The sequence below is a fragment of the Microvirga massiliensis genome (genome assembly GCF_001006805.1).
GTDB classification, from domain to species: domain Bacteria; phylum Pseudomonadota; class Alphaproteobacteria; order Rhizobiales; family Beijerinckiaceae; genus Microvirga; species Microvirga massiliensis.
On the sequence record NZ_LN811350.1, the window covers coordinates 634,168 to 655,441 of the forward strand.

Below are 21,274 nucleotides of genomic sequence, written 5' to 3' on the forward strand. Positions count from 1 at the left end.
GGGGCTCGCGGGCAGAAGGCCATTGCTCGCGAAGCGATGGCCCGCCGACGAGGACCCGGCTAGAAGCCCCCCATGAGCATGCAGGTCGCCGCTTCGCGTATTGACAATGGGCTCGACGCCGGACGGGCGGCGTGGTGGGCCGAGTTCCGGGCGACCCTCGCCCTGAGCTGGCCTCTCGTCGCGACGAATGTCGCCCAGAATGCGCTCTTGACGAGCAACGTCCTCCTGATGGGCTGGCTTGGGCCACAAGCCCTTGCGGCGGGCGCCCTGGGGACGAATCTCTACTTTGCCCTTCTCACTTTCGGGATCGGCCTCGTGACCGCGACCTCGCCGCTCGTTGCGCACGAAGTCGGCCGCAAACGGCATTCGGTGCGCGAAGTGCGCCGCACCGTGCGCCAGGGCCTGTGGGCGGCGCTGGTCGTCGCCGTCCCGATTACCGCCATCGCGTGGCAGGCCGAGGCCATCCTGCGAGCCATGGGCCAGGAGCCGAGGCTCGCTGCACTCGCGGGGCCGTATGTACGGATGCTCTGCGGCAGTCTCGTCCCGTTCCTGGCCTATCTCGTGCTCCGGCATTTTCTCGCGGCGCTCGGCCGCCCGGGCTGGCCGATGGTGATCGGGCTCCTCGCGGTGCCCCTGAACTTCGGCATCGCATGGACCCTCATGTTCGGCCACTTCGGAGCACCGGCTCTCGGGCTTCCCGGCGTCGGCGTCGCAACAGTCGTTTCGAGCACCTTCACGCTGATCGCCGTGATCGTCTCGGATCGGCGCTTGCGCCGGTACCATGTGTTCGGCCGGTTCTGGCGTCCCGACTGGCCGCGTTTCCGCGCCGTCTGGCGACTCGGCGTGCCGATCGGCTGCACGCTTGCCTTCGAGACGACGGTCTTCAATGCCGCGGCCTTCCTGATGGGCCGCATCGGGGCGGACGAACTGGCCGCGCATGCGGTCGCGATTCAGATCGCATCCTTCTGTTTCATGGTGCCGTTCGGGATCGGCCAGGCAGTCACCGTGCGGGTAGGACGCTTTCAGGGGGCGCGGGATCCGTCCGGCGTCACGCGGGCTGGATGGACGGCCTTCGCACTCGGCGTCGGCTTCATGACCTTCACGGCGCTGACGATGCTGTTCGCGCCGCAGCATCTCCTCGGTCTCTTCCTCGATTTCGGGCAGCCCGAGAACATGCGGGTCATCGGATTTGCGGTGGAGTTCCTCCTGCTCGCAGCCATCTTCCAGGTTGCCGATGGGGCACAGGCCGTTGGCGCCGGCATGCTTCGCGGCCTGCACGATACGCGCATGCCGATGCTGTTCGCAGCCCTCGGGTATTGGGGCGTCGGCCTGCCGCTGGGATTCGGCCTCGCCTTCGGGACCAGCCTGCGCGGGATCGGGATCTGGATCGGCCTCGCGGCCGGGCTTGGGGTCGTGGCGGTGCTCATGCTCCACCGCTGGATCAACCGCGAGCGCCTCGGACTGGTGCGGACCGCAGGCGCCTGATCACGCGCAGAGTCGGGTATCGGGGCGCCGGTCTGATTCCGACTCGGGGCACCTGTCCATCATGCATCGCCCGTCATTGCTTCACGTCGTTCGCCATGACGAGGAGACATTGGGATGGGCTGCGTCGTGTGCCGACCACGGCTCGCGGTGGCGGTAGCCAGTCATGATGGCATACCCAGGCTAAAGTCCTGAAAAGGCAGCGTTGAATCACGAAAATCGGGGCCGCGCGAATCGAATGCAGGCTATCGAATCGATCTGACGGAAGCGGAAGTTCCCCCGTTTGCCAATGGAGGTGCCTTATTCTCGCCGTGTTTGACCGCTGGTTGATGGCATCAACGGCTGATTAAGCACGATCAAGGGGAACCGATGCGCAAACTACTGTTGCGGACGCCGATCTTCGCGCCGATGATCTTGCTTGCCGCCTGCAATACTGGCGCAACCAATACGGCATCTCTCGATATCGCCGCGCCAGAAGCAGCGTCGAAACCCGCCGGCCCCAAGATCCAGTCCGGTTCAGCATCGTGGTACCAAATGGGTCGGCGAACGGCGAATGGAGAGGCCTTCCGGCCGGAAGGTATGACGGCGGCCCATCGGACGCTTCCCTTCGGTACCCGCGTACGTGTCGTGAACGAGAAGAGCGGCCGCTCCGTCGTGGTCCGTATCAACGATCGCGGTCCCTTCACGGGCGGGCGCATCATCGATCTCGCGCGTGGGCCCGCCAAGGAGCTCGGAATGATCGGTGAGGGCGTGAGCTACGTTTCGCTGCACCAGGTTATCGAGTGAGTCGACCGCAGTTTCGGGAAGTTCGGGGCTTCTCCTGACCCGGCAGTGCATTCGCAGAGCCGCCAGACAGGGTTAGAAGCTTCTTAATCCATCGACGCGACTATCAGCCCGATTCGGGTCAAGGGTTGCGTCATGGACACGGAATCGCTGCCAGCGAACGTCATTCGCTTCCGGAGTGCGCGTTCGCCTTTCGCGGCACGGCGGGATCAGCGGAGCCTTATGGATGCCGTCTATATGGCGGGTTCTCTGCCCATCGCCGCTGACGACAGCGCCACGAAAGCCATGGCGACGCGCCTGACGATCTTCGGTTTCGTGGTCATCGACGAGATCCAGGCGGACGGCAGCGCCCGGCGCCTACGTCCCTCGGAGGCTGTCCGGGCCTCCACGGACCGTCCCTGGCGGGTCGCGAAGCCGACGAGCCGTTATGCTCTGGCCGACGGCATTCCGGCGAGCGATGCCTCCTTGTTCAAGGCGAGTCCCGCCTAGACGCCTCTGGAATTTCCCACCCGGCGTGCCGCCGGGGAGAATGCTGTAGGCTCGGCGCTGGTCGGCCCCGTTTGCCGCCCTAGAGTAAGGCTCATGTATCTCGTCCAGATCCTGCTCCCCCTCGCTGACAACGATGGCGTCGCGTTCACGCGCGAGGATTTCGCGCAGGTGCGGGGCGAGCTCGCCGAACGGTTCGGAGGCATTACGACGTTTACGCGCGCGCCTGCGGAGGGCGTCTGGACGGAAGTCGGCGGGTCGCGTCGCGATGATCTCTTCGTTTTCGAGGTCATGGCCCGCGACATCGACCATGCGTGGTGGGAGCGCTATCGTGCCGAGCTCGAACGCCGGTTTCGCCAGGAAACCCTGGTAGTTCGCTCCATCAAAGTCGACATGCTCTAAAATCGCCTCACCGGATCGCCCCCGAGACGGAAGGGGTCATTGCGCCTCGAATTGATGCGATTGCGTTGCGACCGGAAAGCGGAGCCGCCCGGATGGAACCAATGCGGGCGCTACCGCCTTTCACGATGGCGGAGATCAGCATGACCACCAAGCCCCTAATCGTTTCAATTCCCCATAACCTCGGCAAGGCCGAGGCGATGCGCCGGCTTCAGGCCGGCGTTGGGAAAGTCCATGGGCAGTTCGGTGCATCTCTCGCCTCTCTCGAGGAGAACTGGAACGGCGACCGCATGGACTTCCGAGTCGGCGCTCTAGGTCAAACCATTACGGGTCATCTCGACGTTGCGGATGACGCCGTCAATGTCGAAGTGCAACTTCCTTGGGTGCTCGCCCTGGCGGCCGAAAAAGCCCGCAACTTTATCCGCAAGCAAGGGCAATTACTTTTGACCAAGCAGTAAAGATGTCGACCTTCGCCTTAGGTCAATTGGCGTGAAATAGCAGTAGATCCGAGTTTCGCTGGCGGCAGCGAGTGCCCTTGTCTGATCCGTTCTCGTCGTTACCGGTGCACGATAGAGGCGAGCACACCATTCAACCATGTGAGTAGCGCTGGAACCTTTTGCGGGTATGAGCGTTATGTCGTGGATCCCCTATCTCCCGGCTGATCCACCGACATCGACATCCCCTTGCGTGGGCTGTAGCGCCTGCCCGAGATGCTGTGTCCGACATAAAGGTTCGCGCATGCAAGAGCGTTCGACTGTGCCGTCGTATGCTGCTCGTTCATTTGTTGCCAATTCCGAGAAGCCGTTTCTTTTCTGCTTTTCCCACCTGCGATGGGACTTCGTATGGCAGCGGCCTCAACATCTCTTGAGCCGCGCGGCGCATCATTACCATGTGCTGTTCATCGAAGAGCCGTTGTTTCGCCCCGGTATCGAGCCCCGTATGGAAATGACCCGCCATCCGGAAGGTGTCACGGTTGCGGTTCCCGTTCTCCCCGAAGGACTGAGTTCCGAAGACGTCATTCTCGAGCAACGAGAACTCGTCGAGGACTTGGTCATAAGCCAGGGGGACGGTTCGCGCGTGTTCTGGTACTACACGCCGATGGCGATGGCCTTTACGGCTCATCTGGACTGCGAACTGTGTGTCTACGACAACATGGACGAGCTCTCGCTCTTCCGCGGCGCGTCTCGCGAACTCCTCGATTTCGAAAGCGAATTGTTCGGACGGGCGGACGTCGTCTTCACGGGTGGAATGAGCCTCTATGAAGCGAAGCGGCAGCGCCATCACAATGTGCACAGCTTTCCATCATCGATCGACTTCGATCACTTCTCAAAAGCCCGCGTGATTGATGCGGATCCCGATGATCAGGCTTCGATTGCGCATCCACGGCTCGGGTTCTTCGGCGTCATCGATGAGCGTATGGATATCGATCTGGTGCGCGAGGTCGCGTCCCTGAGGCCCGCGTGGCAGCTTGTCATGATCGGGCCTGTCGTGAAGATCGATCCTGCAGGGCTGCCCCGGCTCGCCAATATCCATTGGCTCGGCTCGAAATCATACAAGCAGCTTCCCCAGTACCTGGCCGGCTGGGATGTCGGCTTTATGCCGTTCGCCCTCAACGAAGCGACACGCTTCATCAGTCCGACGAAGACTCCCGAATTCCTCGCCGCGGGCGTCCCCGTCGTGTCGACTCCGATCACGGACGTAGTGCGTCCCTACGGCGATAAAAGGTTCGTCGAGATTGCGAAGTCTCCGGCGGACGTGATCGAGAAGGCCGAACTGCTCATGCAGCGTCCGCGTGAGCCGTGGCTGCAGCGGGTCGATCGGCATCTTGCGGCAGGATCCTGGGACAAGACCTGGGCCGCGATGCACATGCTCATGTTTGAGTCCCTCGACACAGGTCTCAGCACTACGGCCACGACCCGCACCTATTTTCCCACTCCCGCTGAGTGAGCGGTCCGGCGCAATCGCGACTGCATCCTGCTTCTATCCCTGAACCACGAGTGTATTCATGTATGACTGGCTGATCGTCGGTGCAGGTTTCGCTGGCAGTACCCTGGCAGAGCGCCTCGCGAGTGTACGCAACGAGCGTGTGCTTCTGATCGACCGCCGCCCCCATATCGGCGGCAATGCTTACGACCGGTACAATGACGATGGTCTGCTCATCCATCAGTACGGTCCCCACATCTTCCACACGAACTCGCAGCAAATCTTCGATTATCTTTCCCGCTTCACGGAGTGGAATTTCTACGAGCATCGAGTGCTTGCGCAGGTCGACGGCATGCTCGTACCGATCCCGATCAACCTCGATACGATCAACCGGCTCTATGACCTGACTCTGACCTCCGATGATCTCGAAAAGTGGTTCGCGGCTCGCGCCGAGCCGGTCGAGGAGATCAGAACCTCGGAGGACGCCGTTGTCTCGAAAGTGGGACGCGAACTCTACGAGAAGTTCTTCCGCGGCTATACACGCAAGCAATGGGGCCTTGACCCGTCGGAACTCGACAAATCGGTGACGTCGCGTGTTCCGACGCGCACCAATCAAGATGACCGCTACTTCGGCGACGAGTTCCAGTTCATGCCGAAGCACGGTTACACGCGTATGTTCGAGCGGATGGTGGATCATCCGAACATTCACGTGATGACCCAAACGGATTATCGGGACATTCGTGATATCGTACCCCACCGCCGGGTAATCTTCACCGGCCCGATCGATGAGTTTTTCGACTTTCGCTTCGGGAAATTGCCTTACCGCTCCCTAGGCTTCAAGCATATCACCCTCGACAAGGCCTGGTATCAACCGGTCGGAGTCGTGAACTTTCCTCAGACGGAGGCTTATACCCGGATTACGGAATACAAGCATCTGACTGGACAAGAGCACCCCAAAACCGCACTCACGTATGAATACCCGTCTGCGGAGGGAGATCCCTACTATCCCATTCCCAAACCCGAAAACCAGGAGCTGTTCAAGCGCTACGAGCGCCTCGCTCTGGCAACACCGAATGTCTGGTTTGTCGGTCGGCTCGCGACGTACCGCTACTACAACATGGACCAGATCGTAGGGCAGGCTCTCGCCACCTTCAGGCGGATTGGCGACGCCGTTCCGCTTCCATCGGACCAGATGGTGGTCGAAGTCATCAGGAGCAAGGCGTCTCTCGCGTCCTGATCCGAGTCAAACAACTAGCGAGAACCAAATGCAGGATCTCAAGCTCTGGGGCGGGATCGAATGCACCGTTGCCCGGATCGGCAGCGAGGTGCGGGATCAATCCCGGAAGACGGGTCACCATGCTCGGCTCGACGATCTCAATCGCATCGCCGAACTCGGAATCAGGACGCTGCGCTATCCAGTCCTGTGGGAAACCGTCTCTCCAGCTTCTCCGGATTTGGCCGATTTTTCATGGCACGACGAGCGCCTTACGCGTTTGCGGGAACTCGGCATACGACCGATCGTGACGCTCTGCCATCACGGCAGCGGGCCAAGCTATACCAGTCTCACAGACCCGGATTTTGCGGATCTCTTCGCGGCCCATGCGAGGAGGGTCGCCGAACGCTATCCGGAGGTGACGCATTACACGCCGGTGAACGAGCCGCTGACGACCGCACGTTTCAGCGGCCTCTACGGACACTGGTATCCACACGGGACGAGCTACCGCTCATTCCTGAGGGCCCTTGTCAACGAATGCACGGCCACGGTCCTCGCAATGCGGGCAATCCGGGAAGTGCGCCCGGATGCTCAGCTCGTCCAGACGGAGGATTTCGGGAAGACGTTCTCGACGCCTCTTCTCGACTATCAGGCGAGGCACGAGAACGAGCGGCGCTGGCTGACATTCGACCTCCTCTGCGGACAGGTTCGGCGGGACCAACCGTGGTGGCGGATCCTGCTGGATCACGGAATCTCGGAATTCGAGCTCGAGCTCTTCCGCGCGGGCGATGCAGCGCCGGATATCATAGGGATCAACCACTATCTCACCAGCGAGCGCTATCTCGACCAGCGCCTGTCGCGCTATCCGGAGCACCACTGGGGCGGCAACGGGCAGCACCGCTACGCCGATGCCGAGGCCGTCAGGGTGCCGCTGCCCCGAGAGCAGATCGGTCCCGCGCCGCGCCTGCGCGAGGTCTGGGAACGTTATCGCCGTCCGATTGCCGTCACGGAAGTGCACCATGGTTGCACACGGGAAGAGCAATTACGGTGGCTGGTCGAGGTCTGGAATGCCGCCCGCCAGGTCAGATCCGAAGGCGCCGACATTCGCGCCGTCACGGTCTGGTCCCTGTTCGGAACGGTGGACTGGAACAGCCTGCTGACGCGAGCGGACGGTTGCTATGAACCGGGGCCGTTCGATATCCGGGGGCCGGCTCCGCGCCGAACAGCCCTCGCTCGGGCAGCACAGGCGCTGGCTGAGCACGGACATTTCGATCATCCGGTACTCGACCGGGCAGGATGGTGGCGGCGCGACGTCCGGTTTTACCGTCCGCCGCTCGTAGCATCGAACAAATGCCAGCTCGCCGGGTCGCCCCGCCGGCTCCTCATCACCGGGGCAACCGGTACGCTCGGGCAGGCCTTCTCCTGCATATGCGCCCTGCGCGGGCTCGACCATGTGCTGGTCTCCCGGAAGGAGATGGACATCGCTGACCCCGCGAGCGTGGCGGCGGCTCTCGCCTGCCATCGCCCGTGGGCGGTGATCAACACCGCGGGCTATGTTCGGGTCGCCGATGCGGAACGGGATCCGGAGACCTGCTTTCGTGAGAACGCCGCCGGTGCGGAAGTGCTGGCCAAGACCTGTGCCGAGGCCGGGCTCCCACTCCTGACATTCTCGTCGGATCTCGTCTTCGACGGACGAGCTGAGCGAGCTTACATCGAGACGGACGAAGTCGCTCCGAGTTGCGTTTACGGCGCCAGCAAGGCGGAGGCGGAGCGGCGCGTTCTCTCCGTTCACCCGGATGCCTTGATCATTCGAACGAGCGCCTTCTTCGGTCCATGGGATCGCTACAACTTCGCCTTTGACGTGTTGCGGAAGCTTTCCATAGGGGAACACGTCATCGCCGGAATCGACAAGGTGTCACCGACCTATGTGCCGGATCTGGTTCACGGCGCTCTCGACCTCCTGATCGATGAAGAGACGGGCATTCGCCACTTGGCCAACGAAGGTGAGATTTCCTGGCACGACTTTGCCGTTGCCGTTGCCGAGCGGGCGAGCTTCAACAAGGCCAGGGTCGCGGCCGCGGCCGACACTCCCGTGCTCAACACGGCTCTGTCGACGGCGCACGGAGCCATCCTTCCCGTTTTCGAAAGTGCGCTGGACCGCTTCTTTGCTGATAGCAAACTCGATTGGACCGTCGACACCTCGAGAGTGGCTGCGGAGTAGGCGCACTCGCCAATGCGCACAAAGGCTGCAAGGCGGGAGTGTTATGAGACTTCAGAGGTCAGCACCGCCGATTCACCCGCCGCTCTTCGGGCCGAACTCGCCCGTGGAGGGCGAGACAGAGCCGCACCTCTTCCCCAGCGGCATAGGTGGGACGCGAAGCATCTGAGGGACAGGGGAGTCGCGACCCTGCGTGATGAAGCTCCTATGCTCCGTGATCCGCAATCCTCATGCCGCAGCCTCCGATTCGGAGAACGCATTCTCGAGCCGAGGCGCTCGGGTTTCGACGGCGACTTCCACCATGGAGTCGACGAGATTCGTCGCCGTCGGGTCCGCAAGCGGCTCGTCGCGGAACGGACGGAACGTCGTCGCAAGGAGTCGCCCGCGTCCGTAGGAGCGTTCGACCCCAAGAGCGACCGGCTTGTGGATCCATCCGACGACCATGCCTGCGAAGACCCGCGCCTGAAAGTCGAGAAGATTGCAGTTGACGATCACATGGTTGGGCAAGACCCGGTCCATGGTCTCGTCGAGGAGGGGGCCGGCCGGAAACCGCGCGAACTGTCGCGACCGACGTAGCCACGCAAAGGAGGAGGCCCAGTCGCCGCTCCAGAGCGTGCCGTCCCGGTTCTGCACCCTCACGGCCTGCCAATGGGGAAAGAACGGGTAGAGGCTCATGTCCTCTTCGGCAACCAGCAGGAGGCTCGCGCCCTGGCGCACCCGATCAGCAATCGCCTTGTCGTGCCTGCGTGACACGATGAGGCTCGCATCCTCGAGGCTACGCGCCGAGGCATAGCCGAGCGCCTGGAAGCGCGCCCGCAGGTCCTCGTCCGAGGCGTAGACGCGCTGGCGCGCTTCCTGCGGCCGCTGCCGGCGCGGATGCACGGCCAGATCGAGATGATTCACCGCCAGGAGTCGACCGACCGGGTCGCGCAACTCGAAGGTCATCCGGCGGAGGCCTGCCTCGCCGAGATCCGGCACTGCGAGGTCCAGGACTCCGAGATCGAGCACTGCCGGAGCCTCGATCCGCGGCAGGCTCAGGCGTCGCTGGTCGTCGCCTAGCCCGATCTCCAGTTGGCAGCCATCCAGGACAGGTCCGGCTCCATGCGCGATGCTGATCCCGACGCGTGCCGACTCGCCCGCCCAGTAGGAGAGACGCCCCCATTTCGGGACGATCACCGTATCGCTGTTGATGGTGTGGAAGAGCTCATGGAACACGCGCGGGTTGCGACGCATGTCGAGGAGCCCGTTCGACTCCCAATGACAATCGTGCAACTCCGTAATGACATAACCGGCGAGACTCGGCTTCCGCCGCATCGATTCGATTTCGTATTTCAGGGCGCGGAACTGCTGCCACTGCGCAGCGGTGACGAAGTTGCGCAGGTCTCCGAAGACGCGGTCGAGGCTCCAGTCGCTGAAGCGGTTCTCGACACCGTGGGCATACATAACGCCCTCGCCCCAGTCGTGGCCGGTCTCGAACCACCAGGGCTCCTGCCCGTTGGCGTCGTGCAGATCCTTCGGATAGGGCAGTCCCCAATTGCCGAACTCGGAGCACATCAAGGGCTCGCGGCCGGTGATCACCGCATCTCCATGAGGCGAATACAGCCAGGACGCCCGATCGGCGAGCTCGTCGACGAAGCGATCCCACTCGTGCCGATGATCCGGGAAAGCGGCATAGAAGTGGTAATCCGCGATGTCCGATTCGACGTGGAAGCTCGGCGCCAGAGGCGAATTGTCGACGACGAGACGAGTCGGATCATAAGCCTTCAACCAGGCAAAGATGCGCTTCAGCCAATCCCGGTGTTCCGGATCATTGACGAGATCGACGCCCCAATTCTCGTTGATGATCGTCCAGATGATGATCGACGGATGGTTGCAGTCGCGGTCGACGATTCCCTTGAGGAGCTTCTCCTTTCGTCCCCGCGAGCGGTCTGTCGCCATGCCGCCGTTCGGCAGCTCCGTCCAGATGAGCATGCCCATGCGATCGGCGACTTCGTAGTAGCGCGGGTCGGCGGCCTTGATGTGGCAGCGCAATGTATTGAGCCCGAGTTCCTTCGCCTTTCGGAACTGATCCTCGAGGAACTCGATGGATGGGACGGTGCAGATCGTGTCGGGATAGTAATCCTGATCCAGCGCGGCTCTCAGGTAGAGAGGCTCACCGTTGAGATAGAGCTTCCCGTTGCGGGTCTCGATCGTCCGGAACCCGAAACGATCCTCGATCGCGTCGAGCGCCATGTCGCGGGTGAGCTCGAGTGTGATGTGATACAGGTTCGGCTCATCCGGAGACCAGGACTGGACGTCCGCGACCGTGAAGGCGAACGGCATGCTGGTCACGCCGGCCGGTGCCTCGTGCACCTCCTCGAACACCGTCGCACCTGACGGGTCACGGACCAGGACTCTGACGTCCGTCTGTTGCGCAAGAGGACGCGCAAAGAAGACACTGGCCGTGACGCGCCCGGTCTCCCGATTGGGGACGAGCCGGACCCTGGTCATGTGATCGGGAATGCGTCGCTCGAGGTAAACCGGCTGCCAGATCCCGGAGAGCGGGCCGTACCAGCTCTGCTTCCCGAACGGAATCTCCGCAAAGGGGGAGTCGGGAAACTCGGCTGGATTGTCGGTCGGACTGTCGACGCGAACCTTCAGCTCGTTGGCACCGGGATGCAGATACGGCGTGATGTCGAAGGAGAACGGCAGAAAGCCGCCCTCGTTCACACCAACCAGCGTGCCGTTCACGAAAACGCGCGTATTGTGAAAGACGGCTCCGAAGCGTAGCCATACGGAGTCGGAAAGCCACTCTTCCGGAATGTCCACGGTGCGACGATAGATGCCGATACCGGCCCGCATGCGCAGGTCCGAGAACTGAGCCTGCCAAGGGCTCGGTACCTCGATGGTGCGGACCTCCGCCGGGCCCGACTGACGATCATCGGCAACGTGGAGAAATTCCCACGTCCCGTCCAGACTGATGCGCGATGCACGCATACCCTTCCCCGCAGTACGCAATCCTGGCGGAAGACTCCCCGAGAAGTCGAGCGCTTCTCAGGGCTTCCGCGGCAAGGACAATGTTTGAAGCAAAATCAGATCCCGCCAGAGGCGACCCGATCGTGTTGAAATCGTGACTGATGCCGCCCGAAACAACGATGCCCTAACGTCACCATGTTCGTCCCCGGAGCCGTTGCTATCGGCCCTTCGAACGCGAAACGGCAATTGGCTTTGTGGCCAATGCCGATGACACTTGATTCCCCGGAGCCGAATCAGCGGCTGATTTAGACAATGGTGGGTCGGCACTTCTCCGGCAACTGCCCGAGCCGGGATTGGATCCGCTCATTTCGTCTCACCCCCGATCGCGAAGCCTTCAGCGCCGGAAAGCGTCCGTGTCTTCGTGGCCAGCGGCCCCCTGGAGACCTGCGCAGAGCAGCTCAGGGAGCCTTGAGAGCGAACGTCTGATGTGAGGGAAAAGGCCCGGATTCACTGGAAACGCTCAGTTTGGTTTGGTCTCGCGAAAGATTTCCCGGAGGGCGCCGAGGAGGGCAGATTGAGCCGGCTGCCCTTGGGTGAGTGAGAGAAAATCGTTGATCCCGAAACGCTCCATTCCGTTCAGCATCTGACCGTCAGAGTGGGGAGCCGCATACCGCCATGTATGCTCGATGTAGATGCCCGGAGCATCGGTATCCAAGATGAGATGCCACCAATCTCCAGTCATTTCCAAAGGTCGGACTGGAGAGAACGCCAATTCGCGCTTGAAGACAGGCACCGTGACCTCCGGATCGGGGCGAGGACTTGCGGTCGAATCGAAAGTTCTAGGCCATACCGGTGCCGGTTGGAAGAACAGGACGCCTACGGTCCTCGAAAGCTACCGCCCGCGCTCCGGCTCAGGTGCGAGGGATCTCCGTCTTGTCCGAGCAGCGCTCATCTGCCCCGCCGAATCATGTGCCTGCGCGGCCCATAGGAAAATGTGAGACCCTCGCTCAGGCGGCGTCCTCTCTCGCTTCATCGAGGGACAGCCCCTCAGCCTGTAGACGCCACATACGTTCGAAGAGGCCACCTTGGCGGCGCAACTCGCTGAACGTTCCATCCTCTACCGCGGCTCCGCCCACCATCACGATGATCCGGTCGAAGGCCGTCAGGGTGGAGAGCCGATGGGCCACCGCGATGACCGTTCGGTCCCGCATCAGCCGGACCAAGGCGCGCTGGATCTCCATTTCGGATTCAGTATCGAGTGCGGAGGTCGCCTCGTCGAGGATGATGATCGGCGCATCTTTCAGGAAGGCGCGAGCGATCCCGATGCGCTGGCGCTGGCCACCCGACAGCTTGGTGCCTCGCTCTCCGACGATCGTGTCGTAGCCCTGAGGAAGGGCGCGGATGAATCCATCGCAATACGCTGCTTTCGCGGCAGCAAAGACTTCCTCGTCCATCGCCTCGGGGCGTGCAAAACGAATGTTGTCCATCACGCTGCGATGGAAAAGGGTGATCTCCTGCGGCACGACGGCGAGCGTGGCACGCAGACTGTCCTGGGTTACAGCAGTGACCGGTTGCCCATCGATGAGCACCTCGCCCTTTTCGACATCGTAGAGCCGCTGCAACAGGTGAATGAAGGTGGATTTCCCGGCTCCTGAGGGACCGACGATCCCGATCTTCTGCCCTGCCGGGATCTTCAGATTCAGGTTGTGAATCGCATCCCGCTTGCCGCCATAGGCGAAGCTCACGTTCCTGAATTCGATCGATCCGCCACGAGTTATCAAGCTCGGAGCACCGGGCGCATCGCAGACCGTCTGCGGCTGCCCGATGACCTGCAACGTCTCTTCGATATAGCCGAATTGCTGCACCATATCGACGAGGGACAGTGCCAGATCCCGTGAGCCGTGCAGGATCCGAAACGTCAGGGCACTCACCAGCACCACGTCGCCAGGTGTGATTCGTCCAATGCTCCAGAGGTGGACGCACCAGGAGAGCATCGAGCCGGCCATCACGAGAAGAGTGACGTCATGCAGAACGCGTGCCTTTTCGGTATACATCCAGCTCGCGCGCTGAGCGATTGCTTCAGACTTGAAGCGGCTGGAGAGCAGAGCATGCTCCCGGGCTCGAGCGGAGAACGCCTTCACGGCCCACATGTTGGAGATGACATCGATCAATTCGCCGCCGACGGCGTTTGCGCTCCCGGCGTAGGATCGGTGGTGGTGACGTCCTCGCTCTCCGAAGTTGATGAGACCGGCCGTGTTCAGCACGACGAAGAACGCCAGGGCTCCCATCATGCGCCAATCGACGATCGAAAATACCACCAGTGCACCGATGAAATCGATACAGGGCGGGAGGACCCGCCAGACGACGGTATTCGTGAGCGCTCCGAAGTTGCCTGCCGTCGATGTGATGCGCTGGCCCAGCGACCCTGCGAGGTTCTCCGCGAAGTAGCGCATCGGCTGACCGTTCAGATAATTGAACAGGTCGAGGCGCACATCGACGCCGATCCCGACGGTTGTCCGGCAGCCGAGCCAGCCGCTCAGCCTCCATAAGATGCTCTCCACTGCGGTGAGACCGATGAATGCGCCGAGCGCCCACCAGGCGGCGGTGTTTCCCTCCCGTGGTCCCGCCATGGCATCGACGAGGAGTTTCATCACATATTGCACGCCCACCGCGCAGCTCGCCGCGCCTGCAACCATTACGAACAGAGCTGCGAAGTGAAGCGGCCGGGCTGCTACATAGTGAAGGATGAATGCCCGTGGCCCGCGCAGGAACGGAGGCGCCAGTCTCGGTGCTGTCGAGCGAGCTCTCTCCATCGCATAGAACCGTAGAGGAGCACTCAGATCGGTCCACATCCGATCACCCCGCCGCTCGGAGAAGGGACGCCCGGCCAGGCTCGCCGACGACGCCTTCGAAGATGGCCTGTTGGCGGTGAAGCTCTTCTGCGAGGGGAGCGCAGAGGGTGCGGTGCCCATGTTCCATCGCGCTGGACATGAGCCCCGTGTGGCAGGTGCGCTCGTCCTCCCATCCCGGATAGTCGAGAATAGGATAGAGACAGATCCCCGTGACGGGTACGCCTGCTCGTATGGCACTGCGAACTTCAGAGCAGACGTAGTGCAGCCAGGCCGGGCGCCCCGACCCTTCGGCTCCCGTCTCCGCGATCAGCAGCGGTCGACCGAAGCGTTCATGAACTTCGATCAGCATGTCGTGAAGTGGCCGGTAATGCCGATGTCCCATCGGGATCGTCGGTCCGGCATGGTACCATTGGTTCTCCGGGTAAAAATTGACGCCGACAATGTCGAGATATTCGGCACCACCTCCAAGCGTCGGCTCAAGTTCACCATTGAGCATGTAGAATGCCTCGAATTGTGACATCCGCTCGGATTCCGAGGCCAGGTTGTGTTCCAGGACCGGTGAACCGCAAACAAGATGAATCATAGGCTCGGCCGTGATGAAGCGCGCTCTCGGATCAACAGTGCGGACTGCATCGATGGCCGCGATGGTGGCTCGGACCAACTGCCGCTTCAGATCGGCGCCGCGCCCGTGAACACTCGGATTGAAGCGACCTGCCTCCGCGCCGGCCCAGGCCCAGAAGGAGATCTCGTTGACCGGGCAATAGAAGGGAACCTCGTCGCTCTCGTCCTGCACCACTGTCGCAGCCGCGGCCGCGAATGCGGCAAAGCGGTCGATGAAAGCCGGAGACCAGATATCGATGTCGTCTGGCCAACCATAATGGCAAAGATCCCAGATGACCTGCATGCCGGATTCGCGTGCGGCCCGAAGCATGAGAAGAAAGCTCGACCAGTCATAGTGCCCAGGCGAGGTTTCGATGAGATGCCAGCGCACACCATCTCGTGCCGCAGAGATCCTCTGCTTCCTCAATTCGCGATAATCTGCGCCAGCATGCTGATCGTGTCCGGTTGCAGCGAGGAGGTCGAGACGCTGTCCATCGTTTCGGCGGTGACACGAGCACTCGAAACCCGCAAGGAAGTGACTGCTGAAGAGCGAATCAGTCGTCGACTTCATGATCGTCTTGTTCCCTTCGCGAGTCTCGATGGACCGCCCATTGCAGTACAGCCGGTTACTAGGCGTGAGAACGCATACTCCCTGACTTCTGCAATTGAATTCGTGAGTGTTTTAGGGCTGGATCCCTGAACGTGAGCCCAACAGCCGGTCGGGAGGTTGAGTTCTCAGTTCCCGCGGGGAAGCTCTGGACAAGGCGTGATCCGGGACAGTTCACGTCCAGTGATAAACGAATGCTCACAAACGAGGATCGGCGACATTGGTTCGGCCAATGAGTGTTTCTGTACGGAACCGTACGGTACGCAGGGGCTGCAAAGCTCCGGGAACGTAACCGGGACCGTGTGCTTCTGAGGCAGTGGGCTGAATCTCGAATCTTTCACTTTAGCGTTGCGCGTATTCACTCATTTCCCGTTCCGAAGGGAGGACCAAGGCACTCCGATCAGACGCTCGTATTCTGCTTCAGGAGCGCCGTAGCTGCCGGCTGCTCTTTCCACGAGCTCGGGACGACTCCGGATGGTGATCAGGCTTCTTTGTGCTCTAATGATCCGCTCCCCCTCAAACATATGCAGGGCCTCCGTAATGCCGGAGCGCCGCACACCGAGCATGAGCGAGAGAAATTCATGGGTAATGGGGAGATCTTCACAATCGATTCGGTCGTGGCACATCAGGAGCCCTCGGGCCAAGCGCTGCTCGATCGTGTAGCGCCCGCCTGCGAGAGCCGTCGCGGCAATCTGGACCATGAACACATGGGCGTAGCGGAGGAGAACAGCTTTCAGCAGCGGGTCGGTGTCTACGGCCGCGCGCAAATCCTGAGCCCTGATCCTCAGCGCTGATCCGCCCACCTCCATGGAGGTCCTGTGTGGAGAGGTGTCGACGCCCAGGAACGCAGAGAGCCCGGAGAGGCCCTCCCGGCCGACACAACCCGTAGCAATGCGCTCTCCATTTGGGCTGATCGCAATCTCGGAGGAGAGACCTTCCTCGAAAAAGTAAACGTATTCGATGGGCCGATAAGGCTCGGACAGGACGTCGTGCTGTCTCAGGGTGACGGGTGTGCATAGCGCCTCGAGAGTCGTACGCTCCTCGGCCGGGAGAACTGCGAGAAGACCATTACGGATCTGCGTTCCGGATAGCTTAGCCATGCTCTATTGAAATCTCCGGACCGTGTGCTGCAAGTCAATTCCCACAATCGCCTGTCTTTTGCTCGACGCAGCCAGTCCTCATGCTGAAGAAGCGTGCGAACTTTCATTTGGCGGGAACACGCCGCCCAGCTCTTCGCACGGGACCTGCGATCTGCCTCCGGGAGCAAGTATTCGGATGTGATCCGCAATCCTTCAGGAACCGCCGCTCTTGATCCGGCGTTGCCCCGCGGAAACGTAACCTTTCCGGTGCGGAGCCGGACCGACGCGAGGAAGCCATGACGAAAATCGTTCCCGAGGATCGCGCAAGGCAGGGGCCGAAGGGCCGGCCGGTGCTGATGGTGCTGATTGGAGCCTTTGTCCTGATCGGGATCTATCTGGTCTCGATGATGGTATGGTCCAGCTCCGAGTCTCCCGACAGTCCGGCACAGGAAGCCTCTCGTCAGGCGACGACCGGATCATCGTCGGGCTCGAGCGTGAACCCAACGAACCAAGTCCCTCCGGCCAATCCGGCCTACCCAGTTCCAGCCGATTCGAACGCAACCGGCTCTACGCCGCGCTGATCCTGAACGCGGCCGCCCGGAGTCTTTTGGGCTCATGGGGCGGCCGCTTCGCATTGCCACGCTCGATCAGCCGGGCGAGTTTTCGCCTCATTGATTCGCGAGAGGGCCCTCTCCAGCGAATTTAACACAGGGGCACCCCGGCAATGACGGTTTGCGCGACGCGGCGATGGCTGGCCGCAGCGATTGTGGTTTGGACCTACGCGTTCGCATTCCTTCCTATCGTCTCTACGCCCACGAAGGCCGCCGAGGTTGCGGTTTCGGCCGAGGTCAAGGACATCCGGTCCAAACTGGAAGCGATTCGCGCCAACCTCGACCAGAAGGAGGCCGCCCTGGAGCGGCGTGACCTGCCGGATCGTGACCTGCAGGCCCTCCGCCAAGAGGTCGAGCCGTTTGCAAGCCAGATCCGGGAGATGATTGCGGCGCTGGCTCCAAAGGTCGACGCAGCCCGGGCGCGACTCGAACAGCTCGGTCCCAAGAAGGACGACCAGCCGGAAAGCGAGGACGCCGCCAGGGAGCGAACGGAGCGCCAGGCCGCTTTCGCGGAATATGACGAGACACAGCGGCTCGCGAAGACACTGCTCGTCCAGGCCGAGCAGCTGAGCGTCCAGGTCGGCGACCGCCGCCGTTCCCTGTTCACGCGCGCACTCTTCCGGCAGAGCGCCGGATTGGCAGGCCCATCCCTGTGGAGCGACGTGATCGATGCTCTGCCCAGGGAGCTCTACGCGGCTCAGACCGTGCTGGGAGATACGGTCGCGTGGCTGCAGCGTCACTCGTCTCCGGGGGCTCTGCTCGCCGTGGGCTTGGCGCTCGGCATAGCAATTGCCTTGTATTTCGGCCGTTCATCTCTCGGGCCGCGGCTCATCCGCCGCGACCCAGCCGTGGAGGATCCCGGCCGGAACAGACGGCTCATGGCTGCGCTCGGGGTGCTCCTGATCGGAGCAGGCCCTGCCGTCGCGGGCAGCTGGATCATCTGGGCAGCCCTGGATGCCGTCGATCTCCTCCCGCCGCGCATCGAGCCGGTGGCCCAGATGATCCTCCGGGCCCTTGCTTGGTTGGCCTTCGTTCGGGCTCTGGCCGACGCGGTTCTCGCCCCCGGTCGCGGAGCGTGGCGGCTGGTTTCGGTGAACGATTCGACGGCGCATCGCCTCGTGGCATTCGCGATCGCGTTCGTCGGCTTGGTTCTGATCGGCAAGGCGGTGGACTCGGTCAACGAAGCCATCGCTGCTTCGCTCCCCATCACGGTTGCGACCCGCGGAATTTTTGCGATCGGCGCTGCTCTCGTGCTGGCCGCGGTCCTGCGGAGTTGCGCCGGATCTGCCCCGGCCGCGGAGTCCTCTCCCGGCACCCGCTCGACCGGTCAAGCCGAACTCGGGGGACCTCTCCGGATCGTCGGTTGGACTCTCGTGACCTTCGTTCTCGGCAGCGCCCTGTTCGGCTACGTGGCCTTCGCCTCGTTCCTGATCGAGCAGGCGATCTGGCTCTCGATTCTGCTGACGGTCCTGTTCTTCCTGATCGCGCTCGTCGACGAATTCATCGGCGGCTCGCTGCGCGGGCAGACGCGACTCGTCAGAACGATCCAGGCGAATACCGGCCTTCGGCAACGCTCGCTGGAACAGCTCGGCATCCTGGTGAGCGGCATCCTCCATGTCGTGCTGATCGTCCTGGCCCTGATGGCCATACTCGCGCCGTGGGGCATCGAGTCGACGGATCTCTTATCTTCGGTCCGTGCCGCCTTCTTCGGCTTCCAGGTCGGCGACGTCACGATTTCGATCTCGTCGATCGTCGTCGCGCTGCTGCTCTTCGGCATCGGCTTCGGCGTGACACGTGTCGTGCAACGTTGGCTCGACTCGACCTTTCTTCCTGCAACGGACCTCGATGCCGGTCTTCGCAACTCGATCCGTACGGTATTCGGCTACGTCGGCGTCATCATCGCCGGGACGGTTTCCTTCTCGTATCTCGGTCTCAGCCTCGATCGGATTGCGATCGTCGCCGGTGCCCTGTCCGTCGGTATCGGTTTCGGATTGCAATCGATCGTTAACAACTTCGTGTCCGGGCTGATTCTCCTGTGGGAGAGGCCGATCCGAGTCGGCGATCTCGTGGTCGTCGGAGATGGGGAAGGACATGTGCGGCGCATCAACGTACGCGCAACCGAGATTGAGACCTTCGATCGCTCAGTGGTCATGGTGCCGAATTCGAATCTCATCTCAGGCATCGTGCGCAACCGCGTGCGCAACGACCGCATCGGACGGGTGAACGTCACGATGCCGGTGCCGCGGCTGTCCGACCCCGACGAAACCGCTCGCATCATGCGGGATTGCGCTCTGGCGCATCGGGAAGTCATGAGCGAGCCCTCCGCCAGAGTGCTCTTCAAGCGCATCACCGATACGGCGCTCGAGTTCGACCTCGTCTGCTTCGTCGATGATGTCGAGGTTTCGGGCCGCGTCAGCAGCGACCTGATGTTCGCCTGCCACCGAGCCCTTCGCGAGGCGGGCATCATGCCGTCACCTCCAGCGCCGGACCATGAGGCGGCCGGGGGAGAGCCGAAACCCGAGGTCCCCTCTGAAAGTCCGAGTCAGCCGCCTGCAGGAGCAGCGGCGGCCCGCGCGGAGTCCGACAGCATTCCGAAGCCTACGACATCCGCCGATAAGGAGGAGCAGTCGCCTCCACCCAGGAAGGAGCCCGCTCGGCAGTCCGCTCGCGCGAGCCGCGTGAAGGTGCCCTCGTGAGCATCATGCGTTTACTTCGCTTGTCTCTGGTCATCGCAACGGGGCTGGCTCTCGCCGGCTGCATGGCCGAGGAGGCGCGCAGGCCCGAGACCCTCGACCTCTATCGGTCGCTCGCACAGCCCGGCGCGCGCGTGGACCCGGGCACCGCCGAGGCAATGATCGGAGCCTATCGGCACAACCGAGGCCTTCCGCCGCTCAGAATCGATCCGGACCTGCAGCGCATCGCGGAGGACGAGGCGCGCGCCATGGCAGCAGCGGAGAAACCGCGTTCGGCGCAAATCCTCAAGGCAGGCCTCGTGGAGCGTGGCTTCAAGGCTCCAGGAGCGCATCTCACGGCAGGTTACCTTACCTTTGCCGAAGCGTTCTCGGGCTGGCGCGAGAGCGCCCAGCACGACCGCGTGCTGCTCGATCCGAATGCCACTCGGATGGGTGTGGCGACGGCTTTCGCGCCAGGGTCAAAATATCGAGTCTACTGGGTCTTCGTGACCGCGGGCGCGCCCTGATTCCGCTCGGTCACCGCCGACGGAGAACCGGTCTGCCGGCCCTATGGTTGCGCTCCGAATGGGATCGGCGGGGCCTCCCGCAGCAGGGTGATCGTCACACGCCGGTTCGCGGCAATATACGGGTTGTCGGGGAAGAACGGCTCGGCATCGGCCTTGCCCGCAACGGTCGCAAAGCGGTCATCCGGCATTCCGCTCGCGGCGAGAATCTCGCGGACCGAGATCGCGCGGCCGGCCGACATCTCCCAGGGCGAGTCCTTCGCGAAGGCTCCGGGCCGAGGCGAGGCGGTGTGCCCCGTCACGGCAACCCGGTTCGGCATGCGGCGGAGGGTTGGAGCGATGGCCTCGAGAACACGCCGGGTCCGCTCATAGGGCTGCGTCGAGCCCTCCGGGAACATGGAGCGGCCATCCTGGTCCACGAGGGAGACGTTGAGGCCTTCCTTCGAGACGTCGATGACGATGTGCTTCGATAATTCGGCGATTTCCGGCAGATCCTGCAGGGCTTGGCGCAGGGAGGCGGCTGCGAGCGCGAAGGCTCGGTCGTGGCCGGCCAACGAGATCCCTTCGATCCGGGTCAACTCGTTCGGCGAGGTGCTGTCGGACGCAACATCGGGAGATTCGGTTCTCGCGTTCTTCAGCAGGGTCTTCGTCGGGATGCCCTCCTGCTCGATGATGCCGGCGAGGCGGGAATCCTGGCGCACGCCGAAGGCGTCCCGCATCGAGCCTGCAACGAGCTGCAGCTTGCGCTGGTCCTGCGTCGAGTAGGCAGCGACCATGACGAAAAAGCTCATGAGCAGCGCCATGAGATCCGCGAAAGTCACGAACCAGCCGTGCCCGTGGGCGACATGCCCCTTCTTGCGCAAAGCCATG

General features: G+C 62.5%; 17 protein-coding genes. 11 read left to right on the forward strand and 6 right to left on the reverse strand.

What is annotated here, in order from left to right; genetic code table 11:
* The first annotated feature begins 72 nt into the window (after nt 1–72).
* From BN1233_RS02925 to BN1233_RS02960, 8 genes are all read left to right on the forward strand, one after another.
* Nucleotides 73–1,485, forward strand: a complete 1,413-nt coding sequence (locus BN1233_RS02925) for an MATE family efflux transporter (RefSeq protein ID WP_244470840.1) — start codon at nt 73–75, stop codon at nt 1,483–1,485.
* Nucleotides 1,486–1,890: 405 nt separating this feature from the next.
* Complete coding sequence (locus tag BN1233_RS02930; RefSeq protein WP_425311676.1) at nt 1,891–2,268, forward strand: septal ring lytic transglycosylase RlpA family protein; 378 nt, start codon at nt 1,891–1,893, stop codon at nt 2,266–2,268.
* A 132-nt stretch (nt 2,269–2,400) separates the two neighbouring features.
* Nucleotides 2,401–2,754, forward strand: a complete 354-nt coding sequence (locus BN1233_RS02935) for a hypothetical protein (protein ID WP_046861936.1) — start codon at nt 2,401–2,403, stop codon at nt 2,752–2,754.
* 93 nt (nt 2,755–2,847) lie between these two features.
* Nucleotides 2,848–3,153 carry a hypothetical protein gene (locus BN1233_RS02940; RefSeq protein ID WP_046861937.1) on the forward strand — a complete coding sequence of 102 codons (306 nt, stop codon included), beginning with the start codon at nt 2,848–2,850 and terminating at the stop codon, nt 3,151–3,153.
* Nucleotides 3,154–3,293: 140 nt separating this feature from the next.
* A complete protein-coding gene (locus BN1233_RS02945) occupies nt 3,294–3,608 on the forward strand; it encodes a polyhydroxyalkanoic acid system family protein (RefSeq protein ID WP_046862422.1) in 315 nt (104 codons plus the stop codon).
* A gap of 481 nt (nt 3,609–4,089) precedes the next feature.
* Nucleotides 4,090–5,097: a glycosyltransferase gene (locus BN1233_RS02950; RefSeq protein WP_244470839.1), complete on the forward strand. Its 1,008-nt coding sequence runs from the start codon at nt 4,090–4,092 to the stop codon at nt 5,095–5,097.
* A gap of 58 nt (nt 5,098–5,155) precedes the next feature.
* Nucleotides 5,156–6,310: a UDP-galactopyranose mutase gene (gene glf, locus BN1233_RS02955; protein WP_046861938.1), complete on the forward strand. Its 1,155-nt coding sequence runs from the start codon at nt 5,156–5,158 to the stop codon at nt 6,308–6,310.
* A gap of 28 nt (nt 6,311–6,338) precedes the next feature.
* Complete coding sequence (locus BN1233_RS02960) at nt 6,339–8,507, forward strand: family 1 glycosylhydrolase (RefSeq protein WP_046861939.1); 2,169 nt, start codon at nt 6,339–6,341, stop codon at nt 8,505–8,507.
* A gap of 225 nt (nt 8,508–8,732) precedes the next feature.
* On the opposite strand, the gene BN1233_RS02965 is transcribed toward BN1233_RS02960, so the two are convergent.
* The 5 genes from BN1233_RS02965 to BN1233_RS02985 form a co-directional block, all read right to left on the reverse strand.
* A complete protein-coding gene (locus BN1233_RS02965; protein WP_046861940.1) occupies nt 8,733–11,480 on the reverse strand; it encodes a glycoside hydrolase family 2 protein in 2,748 nt (915 codons plus the stop codon).
* 499 nt (nt 11,481–11,979) lie between these two features.
* Nucleotides 11,980–12,252 carry a hypothetical protein gene (locus BN1233_RS02970; protein WP_046861941.1) on the reverse strand — a complete coding sequence of 91 codons (273 nt, stop codon included), beginning with the start codon at nt 12,250–12,252 and terminating at the stop codon, nt 11,980–11,982.
* Between the two features lie 214 nt (nt 12,253–12,466).
* Nucleotides 12,467–14,311, reverse strand: a complete 1,845-nt coding sequence (locus tag BN1233_RS02975) for an ABC transporter ATP-binding protein (protein WP_244470838.1) — start codon at nt 14,309–14,311, stop codon at nt 12,467–12,469.
* Nucleotides 14,312–14,315: 4 nt separating this feature from the next.
* On the reverse strand, nt 14,316–15,482 hold the full coding sequence (locus BN1233_RS02980) for a beta-glucosidase (protein ID WP_046861942.1): 1,167 nt from the start codon (nt 15,480–15,482) through the stop codon (nt 14,316–14,318).
* A gap of 398 nt (nt 15,483–15,880) precedes the next feature.
* Entirely contained in the window at nt 15,881–16,618 is a 738-nt protein-coding gene (locus BN1233_RS02985) for a Crp/Fnr family transcriptional regulator (RefSeq protein WP_046861943.1), read from the reverse strand.
* Nucleotides 16,619–16,893: 275 nt separating this feature from the next.
* On the opposite strand from BN1233_RS02985, the gene BN1233_RS02990 reads away from it, so the two are divergent.
* From BN1233_RS02990 to BN1233_RS03000, 3 genes are all read left to right on the forward strand, one after another.
* Nucleotides 16,894–17,178 carry a hypothetical protein gene (locus BN1233_RS02990; RefSeq protein WP_046861944.1) on the forward strand — a complete coding sequence of 95 codons (285 nt, stop codon included), beginning with the start codon at nt 16,894–16,896 and terminating at the stop codon, nt 17,176–17,178.
* A gap of 143 nt (nt 17,179–17,321) precedes the next feature.
* Complete coding sequence (locus BN1233_RS02995; RefSeq protein WP_052763682.1) at nt 17,322–19,904, forward strand: DUF3772 domain-containing protein; 2,583 nt, start codon at nt 17,322–17,324, stop codon at nt 19,902–19,904.
* 5 nt (nt 19,905–19,909) lie between these two features.
* Complete coding sequence (locus BN1233_RS03000) at nt 19,910–20,407, forward strand: CAP domain-containing protein (protein WP_046862426.1); 498 nt, start codon at nt 19,910–19,912, stop codon at nt 20,405–20,407.
* Nucleotides 20,408–20,448: 41 nt separating this feature from the next.
* Here BN1233_RS03000 and BN1233_RS03005 read toward each other — a convergent pair whose 3' ends face one another.
* Nucleotides 20,449–21,273 (reverse strand): OmpA/MotB family protein, encoded by an 825-nt coding sequence (locus BN1233_RS03005; protein ID WP_046861945.1) that lies wholly within the window; start codon nt 21,271–21,273, stop codon nt 20,449–20,451.
* Nucleotide 21,274: the final 1 nt, after the last annotated feature.